Origin of the sequence: Nonomuraea maritima (genome assembly GCF_900100395.1) — a bacterium.
Lineage (GTDB): Bacteria > Actinomycetota > Actinomycetes > Streptosporangiales > Streptosporangiaceae > Nonomuraea > Nonomuraea maritima.
Map to the genome: position 1 here is coordinate 634,406 of NZ_FNFB01000002.1, position 15,430 is coordinate 649,835.

A 15,430-nucleotide genomic window follows, 5' to 3' on the forward strand; every position below is an offset into this window, starting at 1 on the left:
TGTCCGTCGCCCAGCAGTTCTTCTGTCAGCCGTACGGGCCGCTGCCGCAGGCGACCTGGCCGCCGATCGAGGCGAAGACACCGAAGAGCGCCATGATCTGGTTGAAGTCGTCGGTGGTGAACTCGGTGTGCCGGGGGCCCGCCTGCCGCACGCCGGGGACGAGCGACACCGCCGCCGCGATGGCCGTGGAGTTCCACTCCACCCCCAGCGTGTACGGCGCCGCGACCTGGTAGGGCGTGAAGTCGCCGAGCCGGCCGAGAGCCCGCTGCATCGCCTCACGGATCTTCGCCTGGGCGACGACCGGGGCCAGCAGCTCGGCCGAGAACTTGTCGATCCCCTTCTTCACCGCCACCGTCTCGACGTCGCCGAGCAGCTCGCGCGCCTCCTCGCCGACGGCCTCGTCACCGGTCACCAGCACGACGGGGACGCCGTGGAACCCGGCGCACGCCGCCACGAGCCGGGTCTCGCCGCACAGCTCGCCGTTGAGGTAGACGTTCTGGATCTCCTTGCCCATCCAGGTGTGGTTCAGCACGCCGTGGGGGACGCCCGCGCGGGCGTGGTAGCCGACGAATCCGGCCGCCTGGAACGTCCCGTCGAGCCCGTGGGCCATGCGCTGCGCCTTGCCGGGCCCCCTGATGAGGCTCGCCCGCGGGTCGAGCAGGTCGATGCGGAGGTTCTTGGTGGAGCCGTGGGCGTCGTTGACCAGGACGACGCTCGCCCCTGCCGCGAACGCGCCCTCGACGGCGGCGTTGGCGTCCGCGGTCATCAGCTCGCAGCCGCGTTCGTAGCCGCGCTTGCCGGCGTGCATCTCCTCGGGGTCGGTGAGCCCCGTCACGCCTTCCATGTCGACCGACAGATAGACCTTCACACCATCTCCTCGCCCTGCCACGCGCCCCACGTCTCCACCCGGCGCGCCTCGTCCGGCGTCATGAATCCCACGTTCGCCTCGACGAACGACGCCGTCTGCGCCCGCCACGCCTCGGGGATCTCCTCGACCGCCGGCCGGTAGCAGTGATCCAGCCAGCTCGTGGCCTCCTCGGCGACGTCGAAGTAGTCGAGCGCCGGGGCGAACAGGGTGTCCTCGATGCCGGGGACGCGGGCCAGGGCGTACTGGACCATCTCCTGCCCACCGTACGGAGGCTTCTTGAGCCACTTGCGGGCGCGGTTCGTCGCGCCGCGCGGGATGTCGAGCGGGCGGCGCTCGACGGCGGCCTGGATCAGCTCCTTGTAGACGCACTTGCCGCACGTCCGGCAGGGGCCGTCCGTGCCCTGAAGGCACCAGCGCACCTGCTCGCGCAGCGGCGAGCCGAGCGCGAGCCGCATCGTGACGGCCTCGCTCACGCCGCCGACAGGGAGCACGATGTGCACGCCCGCGGCCGCGAAGAGGCGTCCCCACCGGCCGTGCGGCGCCCACATCGGGTTGTCGGGGGTGAAGCGCCCGACGTAACGGTCGCCGCCCAGCCAGCGCGACCCCAGCTCGTAGCCGAAGGCGAGGCCGCCGAGGTCGAGCTGGTCGGCGAGCAGCAGCGCGCCCGCGGCCACCGCGTGGTGCTCCGGGTAGCCGGGACGGGGCTCGGCGAGCGTGTACTCGAGGTCGGAGGTGACGACGCTCAGCTCGTGCCCGGTCGTGGCGGCCAGCTCGGCCAGCACGTCGGAGCGGTAGTGCGGCCACCGGTTGGGGACCCTCGGGTGCGACACCCGCTGGAAGTGCACGAACGGCGCCTCCGGGTACATCGCGGTCGCCGCCACGGAGTCGGCCCCGCCGCTGTAGGAGATCGCGAGCCTGGCGCCCTGGGGCCGGGGCAGCGCCCCGACCGGCCCGGCCTCGACGCCCCAGCCGGCGTGCAGCGCCTCGGCCAGCTCTGCGGAGACGGCGCGGTCGAACGTGACCCGCCTGCGCGTCCACGGGGCCACGATCGTCCAGGCGGCCAGGGCGAACAGGTCGGGGTGGGCGTCGTCGGGGACGCCGCCGATGGAGCAGGAGTTGGTGGCCAGCTTGACCGGGTAGTCGTCGGACGCCTTGCCGGTGATCTCGTCCTCGGGGTCGAGGCGGAAGCTCAGCGTGCCGGCCGTCCAGGTCACGCGCACGGCTGCTCCTCGCCGCGGGCGCGCAGCGCGTCGATGGCCTGCCAGACCAGGACTTCGTTCTGCAGGACGCCGTCGAGGGCCGCCGCCGTCTCGCGGGCGAGTCTGCCCGTGTCGTCCAGTCTGGTCCTCAGCGCCTGGTCGGCACGGTTCTCGGCGGGCTGCGGGGTGCGGGTCTCGCGGAGGCGTTCCACCTCCTTGTGCAGGGTGGCCACCTCGCGCCGCAGCGTTTGGACCTCCCAGAGCGCGTCCCTGATGTCCTGCCGGTGGTCGGCGATGGAGATGTAACGGGAGTCGAACCACGTACGCACGGCCTTACGCAGCCGGTCGGGAACGAGCACGCGCATCATGAAACGCCACGATAGTGGCAAATCGCGCCGGCACGGACGACCCTTGCAGAAAGTGTCGGCTTCGTACGCGGCCACCAGTCATGACGCACCGGACGGGCCCCGCGACGGACCGCGTCGAGGAGCGGGAACCGCTCCTCGACGAGGGTTTCCCGCTCAGCGGCCGGTGAACTTGGGCTTGGACTTCTCGGCGAAGGCGCGCATGCCGATGCCCGCGTCGTCCGTGGCGAACAGCCCGGAGAACTGCAGCCGCTCGATCTCGAGCCCGGTGTCGAGGTCGACCTCCAGGCCCTGGTCGACGGCCTGCTTGGCGGCCCGCAGCGCGACCGTGGCGCCGCCCACGAACATCGCCGCCCACTCCAGCGCGGCCGTGTAGACCTGCTCGTCGGGCACCACGCGGTCGACCAGGCCCATCGCGAGCGCCTCGGCGGCGGGCACGTGGCGGCCGGAGAAGATGAGGTCTTTCGCCCGGGACGGGCCGATCAGGCGCGGCAGGCGCTGGGTGCCGCCCGCGCCCGGGATGATGCCGAGCAGGATCTCGGGCTGCCCGAGCTTGGCCGACTCGCCCGCGACCCGGAAGTCGGCGCACAGGGCGAGCTCGCAGCCGCCGCCGAGGGCGTAGCCGGTGATCGCGGCGATGACCGGCTTGCCGATGCGGGCGACCGCGGTGAAGCAGTCCTGGAGCGTGCGGGAGTGGGTGGCCATGTCGGCGTACGACATGCCGGCCATCTCCTTGATGTCGGCGCCCGCGGCGAACACCCTCTCGCCGCCGTACAGGATGACGGCCTGCACCTGCGGGTCTGCGTCGACGAGGGCGGACGCCTCGGCGATCTCGCGCTGGACCTGGCCGTTGAGGGCGTTCATCTTCGGACGGTCAAGACGGATGGTGGCGATCTGGTCGGCCACCTCGACACTCACGAACTCACCCATGCGCCGAACCTAACAGCCCGCCAGGACCATGGTCATCGAGCGGCCGCCGACATGACCTCGTCCACGGCCTTCCTGCTGCGGGTCACCCGGACGAGCGCGGCCGACAGGCGGGCCAGCTCCTCCTCCGAGCGGGCGAGCTCGGCGAGTTGTTCCGGCCGGCGCGGCAGTCCGAGCCTGCCTGCGCCGTCCAGCACCCGCTCGTCCAGGTGCGGCGCGACCTGCGGCCAGACGGCCTGGACCTCGCGCAGGAAGATGTCGGCCCCGGTCGGCCCGATGCCGGGGAACTCCGTCAGCAGCTCCGCGATCCGCCGGTCGTCGCCGCCGGCCTCGTCGCGCAGCCGGCGCAGGTCGCCCTTCCAGCGGTCGAGGAGCAGTTCGGCCCCCTTGCCGAGCATCGTGGCGGTCCGTTCGTCGTAGCGGCGGTAGTGGCCGCGGCCGAGCGCGTCCACGCGGTCCTGCCAGGACGCGTCCCGCATGCCCTTCGGGGTGTCGCACCCGGCGGCGAACAGCTCCTTGGCCGCGGCCACCGCGACGTCCGCCGAGATGCGGGCGCTCAGCAACGTGGCGAGGACGAGCAGCTTGAAGAGCGGCTTCGGCCGGTCGGCCAGCTCGATGCCGGCCTCTCCGCAGAACGTGCGGCCGTAGCGCTCGAGCAGAACGTCCCGTACGGCTCCTTCGTCCTTTCCCATGGCGTTCCGCTACCCGGATACCGACGTCAGACACTTTGGAGCGCCTTGACCGTTTTGCCGAGTGGTCCATACCATCCAAGGGTCTTTCTCCGAAGCGACACCGGCGTCGCCACGGACGTCCTCCACGCCATGGACGGTCCGTCCTTCCTCCGCGAGAAGGCTTCGTGAACACGTCCCGACCCGAACTCACCGGCGGGAACAGCACAGAAACCAGGGAACCCATGAGTCCTCGCAACATCCGGGGTGCGGCCTGCGCGGCCGCGCTGAGCCTCCTCACGGTCGCCCAGCTCGCGCACCCCGCCCTCGCCGCCACCGGCCGGTCCGCGGAGGCGAAGCCGTCGGCCGGCGCTCGCGGCATCGGCGACCCGTACTTCCCCGGCCAGGGGAACGGCGGCATCGACGTGCGGCACTACGACATCACGTTCGCCTACGACCCGGCCACCAAGGTCATGGACGCCACCACCAAGGTGCTCGTGCGGGCGACCCAGAACCTCGACCGGTTCAACCTGGACTTCCGCGGGCCGAAGATCTCGTCGGTGACCGTCGACAGCCGCCGGGCCTCCTACAGGCGCGACGGGCAGGAGCTCGTCGTGACGCCCCGCACGAAGCTGCGCAAGGGCAGGACGTTCACCGTCGAGGTGAAGTACAAGGGCACCCCGCCGGTCATCAAGGACCCCGACGGCTCCCTCGAAGGCTGGATCCCGACCAAGGACGGCGCGTTCGTCCCGGGCGAGCCGCAGGGCGCGCCCGCGTGGTTCCCCGGCAACGACCACCCGACCGACAAGGCGACGTTCACCTTCCACGTGACCGTGCCGAAGGGCATCACCGCCGTCGGCAACGGCCGGCTGGTCTCGCAGCGGACCTCGCACGGCAGGACCACCTTCGTGTGGAGCGAGAACGAGCCCATGGCGACCTACCTCGCCACCGTGACCCTCGGCAAGTTCGACGTGAAGCGGTCGCGCATCGGGGGCCTGCCCGTCTACGTCGCGGTCGACCCGGCGCTCGCCGCCAAGTCGAAGGCCGCTGTCGACGAGCTCCCGGACATCATCCGCTACTACAGCTCGGTCTTCGGCCGCTACCCGTTCTCGACGGTGGGCGCCATCGTGGACGACGCGCCGAACGTCGGCTACGCCCTGGAGAGCCAGACCAAGCCGATCTTCTCCAGCGCGCCGAGCAAGGAGACGATGGCGCACGAGCTCGCCCACCAGTGGTTCGGCGACGACGTCTCGCCGCGGCGCTGGTCCGACATCTGGCTGAACGAGGGGTGGGCGACGTACGCGCAGTGGATGTGGTCGGCGCACAACGGCGGCCCGAGCCCCCAGAAGGTGTTCGACAGCAAGGACAACTACGGACGTCCCGCGTCCGACGCCTTCTGGCAGGTCGTCACCGCGAACCCCGGCACCAAGGACATGTTCGGTGACGTCCCCTACAACAGGGGCGCGATGACGCTGCAGGCCCTCCGGCGCAAGATCGGCGACCGGGCGTTCTTCCGCCTGGCCAAGGAGTGGCTGTCGAAGTACCGCTACAGCGACGCCTCCACGAAGGACTTCACCAGGCTGGCCGAGCGGGTGTCGCACAAGAACCTGGACAAGTTCTTCCAGGTCTGGCTGTACCAGAAGGGCAAGCCCACCAAGTGGTAGGACGGGCGCACCGGCGGGCCTGCCGTCCGCCGGTGCCCGCCGTCAGTCGTTCTCGGGCGGACGGCCGTCACCGAGGCCGAACAGGCCCACGAGGGTCCCGTCCTGGTGGGTGACCACCACGTGGTCGACCCTGGCCCGGTCCATGCGCTGGACCAGCGCGTCGATCTCCTCGCTCGGGCGCACCGTCGTCGCGCCCTCGCGCATCGCGCTCTCGGCGGTGGCGTCCAGGTCGGCGCCCTTGAGCTCGCGTGAGCCGATGACGCCCTGGACGACGTCGTCCTCGTCCACCACGACCGCGACCCCGGCCGGGTCGGCGACGATGCGTTCGGTGAGCGACCCCAGCGGGTCGTCGAGGGTGGCGGTGACCGGGTCGCGGCGGACGCGCTGCGACACGAGAGCCGCGTGCCCCTCGTACGGCAGGTCCGCCGACAGCCAGTCCATCTTGCCCTGGGCGTAGTCGTGGACGTGGGTGAAGCCCAGCCGCTCCAGGCGGTGGGCGGCGCGCGGGCTCAGGTCGCACAGCGCGTCATGGCAGTAGACGACGACCGGCCGCTGCGGGTCCAGCGTCGTGGCGGCGGCGCGGTCGAGCAGCCGCAGCGGCACGTTGTGTGCCCCCGGCAGGTGCGCCCAGGCGTACTCGCGCTCCGGCAGCACCTCGACGAGCTGCGCCTCTTCCTCGGCGAGAAGCCGCTGCACGGCTTCCCGGTCGATGATGTGCGTCATTTCCCCCAAGTACCCCATAAGGGGCGACACAGCGGACCATCCGTGTCACCATGACGGCGCATCTGTCTTCAGGGAGTGTCCGATGTGTAACGATCCGTTGCTTCCCGCCCCCGTAGCCGCCGCCCTGTCCGACTATCGCGCGCTCCGCGACGCGCACGGCCCCTGCTGGGGCGAGACCTCACTGTCGTACGTCGCCCAGGCCTGGGCGACCGTCTACCTCGATCGCCGCCACGACTTCTGGAACAAGGGGTTACGCCTGATGGCGGAGCGCTACCCCGACGTGCCCGCCGACGAACTGGAGGATTACCTCGGGGAGGTGGACCTCGACCGGGTGGTGCGCGACGCGCTCGCCGGTGACGTCGTGGACAACCTGCCCGTGCTGCGCCTGTCCCCCGGCGGCTGCGCGGTGGAGGCCGTCACCCGCACCGTGCTGGAGGGAGAGCCGTTCCGTACGGCGCTGCTGCTCGACTCCAGCAGGGACGAACCGGTCACCGTGGTCGTCGACGGCACCCCGTACACGGTGGAGCCGCGCGGGGCGAAGACCGTCGAGGTGTCCGAGTCCGTCGTCGTGGACGGGAACCCCGTCGACCTCGCGCCGCTGAGCAGGCGGGCGCCCGCCGCCACCCTGCGGGTGCGGGCCGGGTTCCCGTGCCGGTGGAGCGTGATCGGCGCCAACGGCCAGGGCTGGTACCCCGACGGCGCGCCGCCCAAGCTGGACGGGCACCGCACGCCGTACTTCCACGGCGACGACCTGCTGGTCAGGGTGCCGGCCGAGCCGATCACCGTGACCGTGGCCAGAGGAATGGAGTACGGCACCTGCGAGGTGACCGTGACCCCGTCCGCGGGCGCGGAGACCCTGGTCGAGCTGACCCCGGAACGCCTCTACGACTCCGCCGCGCGCGGCTGGTACGGCGGCGACCTGCACGTGCACCTCAACTGGATGGGCGAGGAGCCCGCCGCGCCCGAGCTGGCCGCCGCCGCGCAGCACGGCGAGGACCTCCACGTGCTCAACCTGGTGGCGGGCAACGTGGCGAGCGAGCGCGTCTACGACGTGGAGGCGCTGGAGCAGTGGGTGGGCAAGGACCTGCCCTGGTCGGACGACCGGCACGTGGCCAGGATCGGCGTCGAGTACCGCAACGACCTGCTCGGACACTGCACGGCCTTCGGGCTGCGCGGGGTGCCGGGCCGCTACCACACGGGCTTCGGCGACGCGCCCGACTGGCCGCCGAACGCGGTGGCCTGCGAAGAGCTGCGCGAACTCGGCGGGATCATCTCCTACGGTCACCCGTTCCACACCGCGTTCGGCGAGGAGGACCCGCCGGACATCGTACTCAGCCGCGGACGGGCCTGCTCGGCGCGGGAGATCGTGGCCGGCGCCGCGCTCGGGCACGTCGACACCCTCGACGTGCTCAACCACTCCTCGATCCTGGCGACGGCGGCCGTCTACCGGCGGCTCGTGGGCGCGGGCAACCGGCTGGCGGTGACGGCCGGGACCGACGCCGTGCTCTCGTTCTGCCGCCGCGGCACCGCGTCGGCGCCGCCCGGCTGGGAGCGCGTGTACGCCCACGTGGACGGACCGCTCACCGCCGAGTCGTACGCGGAGGCGGTCCGGCTCGGCCGGACGTTCGCCACCACCGGGCCGTGGCTGGAGTTCACGGTGAACGGGCGCGGGCCGGGCGACACGCTCGACCTCGCGCCAGGGCAGGAGGTCGAGATCGAGGTCTCCTCGATCGGGCCGGAGGTGGAGCAGCTGGAGATCCGCACCGCCGCCGGCGTCCTCGCGCAGGGGCCGCCCGGACGGCTGACGGCCACGTTCACGGCGGACGAGCCGACGTACGTGCTGGCCGTGGCGACCGGCGGGGTGCACCCGCGCTCCCAGCACCGGCGCGGCGCCTACGCCCACACCAGCCCGGTGTACGTCGACGTCGCCGGGGCGCACGTGGCCAGGGAGGCGGACGTGCGGTGGTGCCTGGCCTGGCTCGACCGGCTGGAGCAGATCGTGCGCGAGTTCGGCCGTTTCGACACCCCGGCCCAGCTGGGCGACCACCTGGCCCTGTACGACCGCGCCCGCCGGATCTACCGCGAACGCCTGCCCTGACCTCCGCGGCTGCACCGCGCCTGAACGGAGCGCCCGTCCGGGGCCCGATCCAGGGCCCCGGACCGGGCGGCGCGGTACCGCAGTTTGACCTCAAGCATGGTTGAGCTTGCATCCTCGGGAGGAGAACCACGCCTACCTGGAGGAATCCACCATGCACGCCGTCGTCCTGCGCTCCTTCGGCCCTGCCGAGAACCTCTCCTACGAGGTCGTCCCCGACCCCGAGCCCGGCCCCGGGCAGGTGCGCATCGCGGTCAGGGCGGCCGGGGTGCACCTGGTGGAGACGATGCTGCGGCAGGGCAGGGCCAGTGACTCCCTGCCGCCGCTCCCCGAGCTGCCGGCGATCCTCGGCGGCGAGGTGGCCGGCCGCGTGGACGCCGTCGGCCCTGATGTCGATCCCGCCTGGCTCGGCCGCGGCGTCGTCACCTCGGCCGGGCGGCCGGGCGGGTACGCCGAGCTCGCGGTCGCCGACGTGACGGCGCTCCACCGCGTCCCCGCGGGCCTCGACCCCGAGACCGCCGTCGCCATGGTCGTCACCGGCCGCACCACGCTCGAGTTCCTCGACGTGGCGAAGCTGACCGCCGCCGACGTCGTCCTCGTGACCTCGGCGGCGGGCGGGATCGGACGGCTCCTCGTCCAGCACGCCCGCGACCTCGGCGCGCGGGTGATCGGCGCGGCCGGCGGCCCGGCCAAGGTGGCGGCCGTCCGGGAGCTCGGCGCGGACCTGGCCGTCGACTACGACCTGCCCGGCTGGGAGCGGACGGTCGCCGCGTGGCTCGGCGGCCGCAAGGTGAGCGCCGTCCTCGACGGGGTGGGCGGCGACCGGGCGCGGGCCACGTTCGAGCTGCTCGCGGACGGCGGTCGCTTCCTCAGCATCGGCAACGCCACGCAGCAGCCGGTGGAGGTGGACCCTCACCTGCTGGAGGAGCGGGCACTGACCGTGACGAACGCTCTCTGGATCATCATCGGACGCCCCCACGATCGTCCCCGGTTCGAGGCCGAGGCCCTCGCGGCGGCGGCCGAGGGCCGGCTCGTCCCGGCCGTCCAGACGTTCCCCCTGGCCGAGGCCGCGGCGGCGCACGCCGCCCTGGAAACGCGGCGGACCACGGGCAAGGTCGTCCTCGTTTCATGAATGAAAATTCTCTTCGCCAAGATCTCCCGCGAGAAGGAAAATATTGAGAGCCTGACTGCGTACTGCGCCCCCCAGTCAAAGGAGTGGTTCATGCGCAGGCTTCTGGCGATCCCTCTTGTCGTCGTGTTGCCTTTAAGCGGTCTCAACGTGGCTCACGCCGAGGACGCCGGCGACCGGCAGCGGGCCTTCTCTGCCGCCGCCGCGGAGTTCGGCGTCCCCGAGAACGTGCTGCTCGGCGTCTCCTATCTCGAGTCGCGCTGGGACGCCCACGCCGGGCAGCCGTCCGGCGACGCGGGGTTCGGGCCGATGCACCTCACCGACGCGGCCGCCTTCACCGGCTCGAACCACCACAGCGCGGGCGCGGAGGACGCGCGGGGTGACGAGGGCAGGCCACTGCCGGTGACCGCCGTCCCGTCGCTGTCCCCCGCCGACGTCCCGCCCTCGCTGCGGACCATGGAACGGGCGGCGGAGCTGACCGGCGTGAGCCGCGAGCGGCTGCGGAGCGACGCCGCCGCCAACATCCGCGGCGGCGCGGCGCTGCTGGCCGACTACCAGAAGTCGCTCGGCGCCCCGCTCAGCGACGACCCCGCCGAGTGGTACGGCGCGGTAGCGAAGTACTCGGGCGCCGGGGAGCAGGAGGCCGCGCGGTTCTTCGCCGACGAGGTGTTCTCGACCATCAAGGCGGGCGTCGAGCGCACCACCGACGACGGGCACCTGGTGCGCCTGCCGGCCGTCCCCGGCCTGCGGAAGATCGAGCGGTGGCTGGAGAAGCTCAAGCTGCGGCCCACGCGCACCGACGGGGTGGAGTGCCCGGCGTCGATCTCGTGCGAGTGGATCCCGGCCGCGTACCAGCAGCTGCCGGACGACGACTACGGCCACTACGACCTGGCGGACCGCCCGGCCAGCCAGAAGATCGACTACATCGTCATTCACGACATGGAGGGATATTTCCTCCCGTCGATCGGCCTCAACCAGGACCCCAACTACGGCGCGAGCTGGCAGTACTCGATCCGCTCCTCCGACGGTCACGTCGCCCAGCACATCAAGGCCGAGGACATCGGCTGGCAGGCGGGCAACTGGTACATCAACTCCAAGTCCATCGGCATCGAGCACGAGGGCTTCCTGGCGCAGGGCGGCACCTGGTTCACCGAGGCGATGTACCGCTCGTCGGCCCGGCTGGTGCGCTACCTGGCCCAGCGCTTCGACGTCCCGCTCGACCGGGCGCACATCCTCGGCCACGACAACGTCCCCGGCACGATCCCGTCGACCGTCCAGGGCATGCACGAGGACCCGGGGCCGTTCTGGGACTGGGCGCACTACTTCCAGCTCCTGGGGGCGCCGCTGCACCGCTCCGGCGGGCCCAGGTCGGGCGCGGTCATGATCAAGCCCGACTTCGCCACGAACAAGCCGTACTTCTACGGCTGTGACGGCGAGAACCCCGAGGCCGCCTGCCCGCCGCTCGGCGCCGGCACGGTGTGGCTGCGCACCGAGCCGCGCGACGACGCGCCGCTCGTGAAGGACATCGGCAAGCACCCCACGGGCGACTCGCTCCACAGCGTGTACGACCACAGCGCCCGCGCGAGCACCGGCCAGCGGTTCGCGGTGGCCGACCGGCAGGGCGACTGGACGGCCATCTGGTACCTCGGCCAGAAGGCGTGGTTCCACAACCCGGCCGACGCCCCGACCGCCGTCCCGTCGAAGGGGCTCCTCGTCACCCCGAAGCCGGGCAAGGCGACCGTCCCGGTGTACGGCAGGGCCTACCCGGAGCAGGAGGCGTACCCGGCGGACGTGCCGTACCAGACGGTGACGCCGCTGCAGTACACGTTCTCGGCGGGTGAGAGGTACACGCTCGCCGGCACGGCGGACACGGAGTACTACCGGGCGGTCACCTTCGACGAGAACGACCACCAGGTGATCCGTGGCAGGACGAAGTACCTGCAGATCCAGTTCGGCCACCGCGTCATGTTCGTCAAGGCCGACGACGTGCGGGTGGTGTCGTCCGGCTGACCGCCGCTCCCCGCCCTGGACCGGGGCGGGGACTCACCCGGTGCGGCGCCGCGAGGTCGCGGTGAACTCCTTGACGGCGCGCCTGGTGCTCGCGAGCGCCTCCTGGGAGGAGTCGAACGTGCGCTGGGCGACGCCGACGAACACGCAGTCGACGACGAGGAGCTGGCTGATGCGGCTGGCCAGCGCGCCGGGACGGAACTCCGTCTCGCGCCCGGCCGAGATCAGCACGTGCTCGGCCAGCTCCGCGATGGTCGAACGGGGGTTGTTGGTGATCGCGACCGTGGTCGCGCCCGCCTCCCTGGCCCGGGTCAGCGGCTCGATCACGTCGGGTGTCTCCCCCGACGTGCTGATGCCGATCGCCACGTCGCCGTCGCGCAGCAGCACCGCGCTGGTCAGAGCCAGGTGGGCGTCCTGGAAGGCGTGGCTGGACAGGCCGATGCGCAGCAGCTTCTGGGCGACGTCCTCGGCCACCAGGCCGGAGGCGCCCACCCCGTAGGCGTCGACCCGCCGGGCCCCCACGATGGCCTCGACCACGAGGCCCAGCCGTTCGGAGGTGAGCTGGGCGACGGTGTCGTTGATCGCCTCGGACTCGGCCCGCGCGACCTTCTGGATCACCTCCGACAACGGGTCGTCGGGCGCGAGGTCTCCGGGCACGAGCCGGTCGGGTTGCGCCGCCGCGGCGGCTAAGGCCAGGCGCAGCTGCGGATATCCGGGGAAGCCGAGCAGCCGTGCGGTGCGCACGATGGTGGCTTCGCTGGTGCCGGAGGCCGCGGACAGCTCGGTGATCGTGCTCCTGGCCACCGTCGCGGGATCTTCGAGGATGAGCTGGGCGACGGTCCGGGCGGCGGGCGTCAGCGACGGCAGCACACCGCGAACCGTGGCCACCAGTGTGTCGGCCCGCAGGCCGTTCCCGCTGTCGTCCACGGTCCCGATTATGCCGCCTGGACCTGATCGGCGAGCAGATCTGGAATTACCGCAATGTACCGTTCGTCATCCCGGCCGGTTCCTCGGGCACGGCGATGAGCCCGAGCTCCGCGCTCGTCGCGGCCAGCGGGTGGTACGGCACCACCCGGACGGTGTAGCCGAACGCGCCCGTACGGTCGAGCGGCACCGTGCCCGTGTAGTGGGCCCGCCCGTCGTCGTCCACCGACCCGGGGGTCAGCCTCTCGTACGCCGGGTGCACCAGCTCGTCGTGCGGGCCGACCTTGCCGTAGACGGCCTCGACCCGGACGTCACCGGGCTCCAGATCGCCCAGCGCGACCGTGGCGTGCAGCTCGATCGCGGCCCCGACCTCCGGGGTGTCGCTCACGCCCGTCGCCTCGACGTGCTCGACCCGCACCCCCGGCCAGGCCCTCGTCACCCGCACCCGCCAGGCCGCGAACGCCCTGGCCGGAGCGTACGCGTCGGCCGACAGCGCGCGGGCCGAGGCGGCGGCCGGGTTGTACAGGGTGACGACGTAGTCGCGCAGCATGCGCCCGGCGAGCACCTTGGGCCCGAGCGAGGTCAGGGTGTGCTTGACCATCTCCATCCAGCGGCGCGGCAGGCCGTCGACGCCGCGGTCGTAGAACCGGTCGGACACCTCGTTCTCGATCAGGTCGTACAGGGCGGCGGCCTCCAGCGCGTCGCGGCGGTCGGGGTCGCCCACGCCGTCGGCGGTGGGGATCGACCAGCCGTTGGTGCCGTCGTACCACTCGTCCCACCAGCCGTCGCGGATCGACAGGTTGAGGCCGCCGTTGAGCGCGGACTTCATGCCCGAGGTGCCGGACGCCTCCAGCGGGCGCAGCGGGTTGTTCAGCCAGACGTCGCAGCCCTGGACCATGAGCCGGCCGAGCGCCATGTCGTAGTCGGGCAGGAACACGATGCGGTGCCGGACCTTCTCCTGGTCGGCGAACTTGACGATCTGCTGGATGAGCTTCTTGCCGCCCTCGTCGGCGGGGTGCGCCTTGCCGGCGATCACGATCTGCACCGGCTTGTCGGGGTCGAGCAGCAGCCGGGCCAGCCGGCGCGGGTCGCGCAGCATGAGCGTCAGCCGCTTGTACGACGGCACCCGCCGGGCGAACCCGATCGTCAGCACCTCGGGGTCGAGGGCGTCGTCGATCCAGCCCAGCTCGGCGTCGGAGGCCCCGCGCTCGCGCCACGACCGGCGCAGCCGCGCGCGTGCGCCGTTGACCAGCCGCCGGCGCAGCGTGCCGCGGATCTTCCAGATGTCGCCGTCGGGGATCTTCTGGATGGCGTCCCAGCCGCGGGCCCGCTCCAGCAGCGAGGGCACCTCGCGGCCGGCCAGCTCCATCAGCTCCCGCCCGACCCAGGTGGGGGCGTGCACGCCGTTGGTGATCGACCCGATGGGGACCTCGTCCACGTCGAAGCCCGGCCACAGGTTCTTGAACATCTCACGGCTGACCTCGCCGTGCAGGTGCGAGACGCCGTTGACCCGCTGGGCGAGCCGCATGCCCATGACGGCCATGTTGAACCGGCCGGGGTCGTCCTCGGCGCCGAGGGCGAGGATGCGCTCGACGGGGACGGTCGGCCAGGAGTTCGCGCCGCCGAAGTGGCGTTCGATCATGTCGCGCGGGAAGCGGTCGATGCCCGCGGGGACGGGCGTGTGGGTGGTGAACACCGTGCCCGCGCGTACGGCCTCGAGCGCCTCGTCGAACGACATCCGCGCCTCGGTGAGCTCGCGGATGCGCTCCAGGCCGAGGAAGCCGGCGTGGCCCTCGTTGGTGTGGAAGACCTCGGGCTCGGGATGGCCGGTGAGTTTGCAGTACGCGCGGATCGCCCGCACCCCGCCGACGCCGAGCAGCAGTTCCTGGTTGAGCCGGTGGTCGGTGCCGCCGCCGTACAGGCGGTCGGTGACGTCGCGGGCGGCGGCGTCGTTGTCGGCCACGTCGGAGTCGAGCAGCAGCAGCGGGACCCGGCCGACCTGGGCCACCCAGATCTGCGCGTGCAGCACGCGGTTCTCCGGCAGCGACAGGCGGATCTTGACGGGCGCGCCCTCGTCGTCCTTCAGCAGGGTGAGCGGCAGGCCGCCCGCGTCGAGCGCCGGGTAGTGCTCGAGCTGCCAGCCCTCGGGCGACAGCGACTGCGTGAAGTAGCCGTGCCGGTAGAGCAGGCCGACCGCGAGGATGGGCACGCCGAGGTCGCTGGCGGCCTTGAGGTGGTCGCCCGCGAGGATGCCGAGCCCGCCGGAGTACTGCGGCAGGGCCGCGGCGATGCCGTACTCGGGCGAGAAGTAGGCGATGGCGCGCGCGGCGTCGGGCAGCGTCTGGTACCAGCGCGGCGCGGTCATGTACTCGCGCAGGTCGTCGGCGGCGTCGGCGACCCGTCGCAGGAAGCGGCGGTCGCCGGCGAGCTCGTTCAGCCGGGCCGGCGTGACGGCGCCGAGCAGGGCCACGGGATCGTGCCGGACCTGCTCCCAGAGGCCGGGGTCGACCTCCGCGAAAAGATCCATCGTCTCCGGGTGCCAGGACCATCGGAGGTTCTGCACGAGCTCGCCGAGCGCGGCCAGCTCCGCGGGCAGGACGGTGCGGACGGTAAATCGGCGGATAGCTCTCACGTTTCTGCACCCTACGGGCTAGGAGGGACCTCTCAGTCCTTCACCCCCATGCGTGCCGTTCAAACCCCTTCCGGGAACAAGCATGAACAGCGACTATTGGGGCAACTTTCCTCAATGTTGGGATCTCCCGCACGCACTCTCGGGAGGTCTCTCCGCTGCTGTCCACAATTACCGTGCAAGGATCGTTCCTGCCGGGAAAGCCTCCGGCGGTACCGGGAGTGCCGCCGCA

The 15,430-nt window shown here is 72.0% G+C and carries 12 protein-coding genes; 4 read left to right on the top strand and 8 right to left on the bottom strand.

Annotated elements, in window-relative coordinates:
* Positions 1–25: 25 nt before the first annotated feature.
* From BLR04_RS06615 to BLR04_RS06635, 5 genes are all read right to left on the bottom strand, one after another.
* On the bottom strand, positions 26–868 hold the full coding sequence (locus BLR04_RS06615; protein WP_090760568.1) for a M55 family metallopeptidase: 843 nt from the start codon (positions 866–868) through the stop codon (positions 26–28).
* Positions 865–2,088: a DUF6395 domain-containing protein gene (locus tag BLR04_RS06620; protein ID WP_090760570.1), complete on the bottom strand. Its 1,224-nt coding sequence runs from the start codon at positions 2,086–2,088 to the stop codon at positions 865–867. The genes BLR04_RS06615 and BLR04_RS06620 overlap by 4 nt, the downstream gene beginning before the upstream one ends.
* Positions 2,079–2,435 carry a hypothetical protein gene (locus BLR04_RS06625; RefSeq protein WP_090760572.1) on the bottom strand — a complete coding sequence of 119 codons (357 nt, stop codon included), beginning with the start codon at positions 2,433–2,435 and terminating at the stop codon, positions 2,079–2,081. Before BLR04_RS06625 ends, BLR04_RS06620 begins: the two co-directional genes overlap by 10 nt.
* A 153-nt stretch (positions 2,436–2,588) precedes the next feature.
* Entirely contained in the window at positions 2,589–3,362 is a 774-nt protein-coding gene (locus BLR04_RS06630) for an enoyl-CoA hydratase/isomerase family protein (protein WP_090760574.1), read from the bottom strand.
* A gap of 32 nt (positions 3,363–3,394) precedes the next feature.
* Positions 3,395–4,051 (bottom strand): HhH-GDP family DNA glycosylase, encoded by a 657-nt coding sequence (locus tag BLR04_RS06635; protein WP_090760576.1) that lies wholly within the window; start codon positions 4,049–4,051, stop codon positions 3,395–3,397.
* Positions 4,052–4,272: 221 nt separating this feature from the next.
* On the opposite strand from BLR04_RS06635, the gene BLR04_RS06640 reads away from it, so the two are divergent.
* The gene (locus tag BLR04_RS06640; RefSeq protein WP_090760578.1) at positions 4,273–5,691 is read left to right on the top strand and encodes a M1 family metallopeptidase; all 1,419 of its coding nucleotides are present in this window, start codon (positions 4,273–4,275) and stop codon (positions 5,689–5,691) included.
* 42 nt (positions 5,692–5,733) lie between these two features.
* Here the strand turns inward: BLR04_RS06640 and BLR04_RS06645 are convergent, their stop codons facing one another.
* The gene (locus BLR04_RS06645; RefSeq protein ID WP_090760580.1) at positions 5,734–6,414 is read right to left on the bottom strand and encodes a rhodanese-like domain-containing protein; all 681 of its coding nucleotides are present in this window, start codon (positions 6,412–6,414) and stop codon (positions 5,734–5,736) included.
* An 82-nt stretch (positions 6,415–6,496) separates the two neighbouring features.
* On the opposite strand from BLR04_RS06645, the gene BLR04_RS06650 reads away from it, so the two are divergent.
* The 3 genes from BLR04_RS06650 (at position 6,497) to BLR04_RS06660 (ending at position 11,648) form a co-directional block, all read left to right on the top strand.
* Entirely contained in the window at positions 6,497–8,512 is a 2,016-nt protein-coding gene (locus BLR04_RS06650) for a CehA/McbA family metallohydrolase (RefSeq protein WP_245740054.1), read from the top strand.
* A 100-nt stretch (positions 8,513–8,612) separates the two neighbouring features.
* Positions 8,613–9,641 (top strand): zinc-binding dehydrogenase, encoded by a 1,029-nt coding sequence (locus BLR04_RS06655; RefSeq protein ID WP_245740055.1) that lies wholly within the window; start codon positions 8,613–8,615, stop codon positions 9,639–9,641.
* Between the two features lie 90 nt (positions 9,642–9,731).
* Positions 9,732–11,648, top strand: a complete 1,917-nt coding sequence (locus BLR04_RS06660; protein WP_090760586.1) for an N-acetylmuramoyl-L-alanine amidase — start codon at positions 9,732–9,734, stop codon at positions 11,646–11,648.
* Between the two features lie 33 nt (positions 11,649–11,681).
* Here BLR04_RS06660 and BLR04_RS06665 read toward each other — a convergent pair whose 3' ends face one another.
* Both BLR04_RS06665 and glgP read right to left on the bottom strand, forming a co-directional pair.
* Positions 11,682–12,572 carry a MurR/RpiR family transcriptional regulator gene (locus BLR04_RS06665; protein ID WP_090760587.1) on the bottom strand — a complete coding sequence of 297 codons (891 nt, stop codon included), beginning with the start codon at positions 12,570–12,572 and terminating at the stop codon, positions 11,682–11,684.
* Between the two features lie 46 nt (positions 12,573–12,618).
* Complete coding sequence (gene glgP, locus BLR04_RS06670; protein ID WP_090760589.1) at positions 12,619–15,201, bottom strand: alpha-glucan family phosphorylase; 2,583 nt, start codon at positions 15,199–15,201, stop codon at positions 12,619–12,621.
* Between the last annotated feature and the right edge of the window lie 229 nt (positions 15,202–15,430).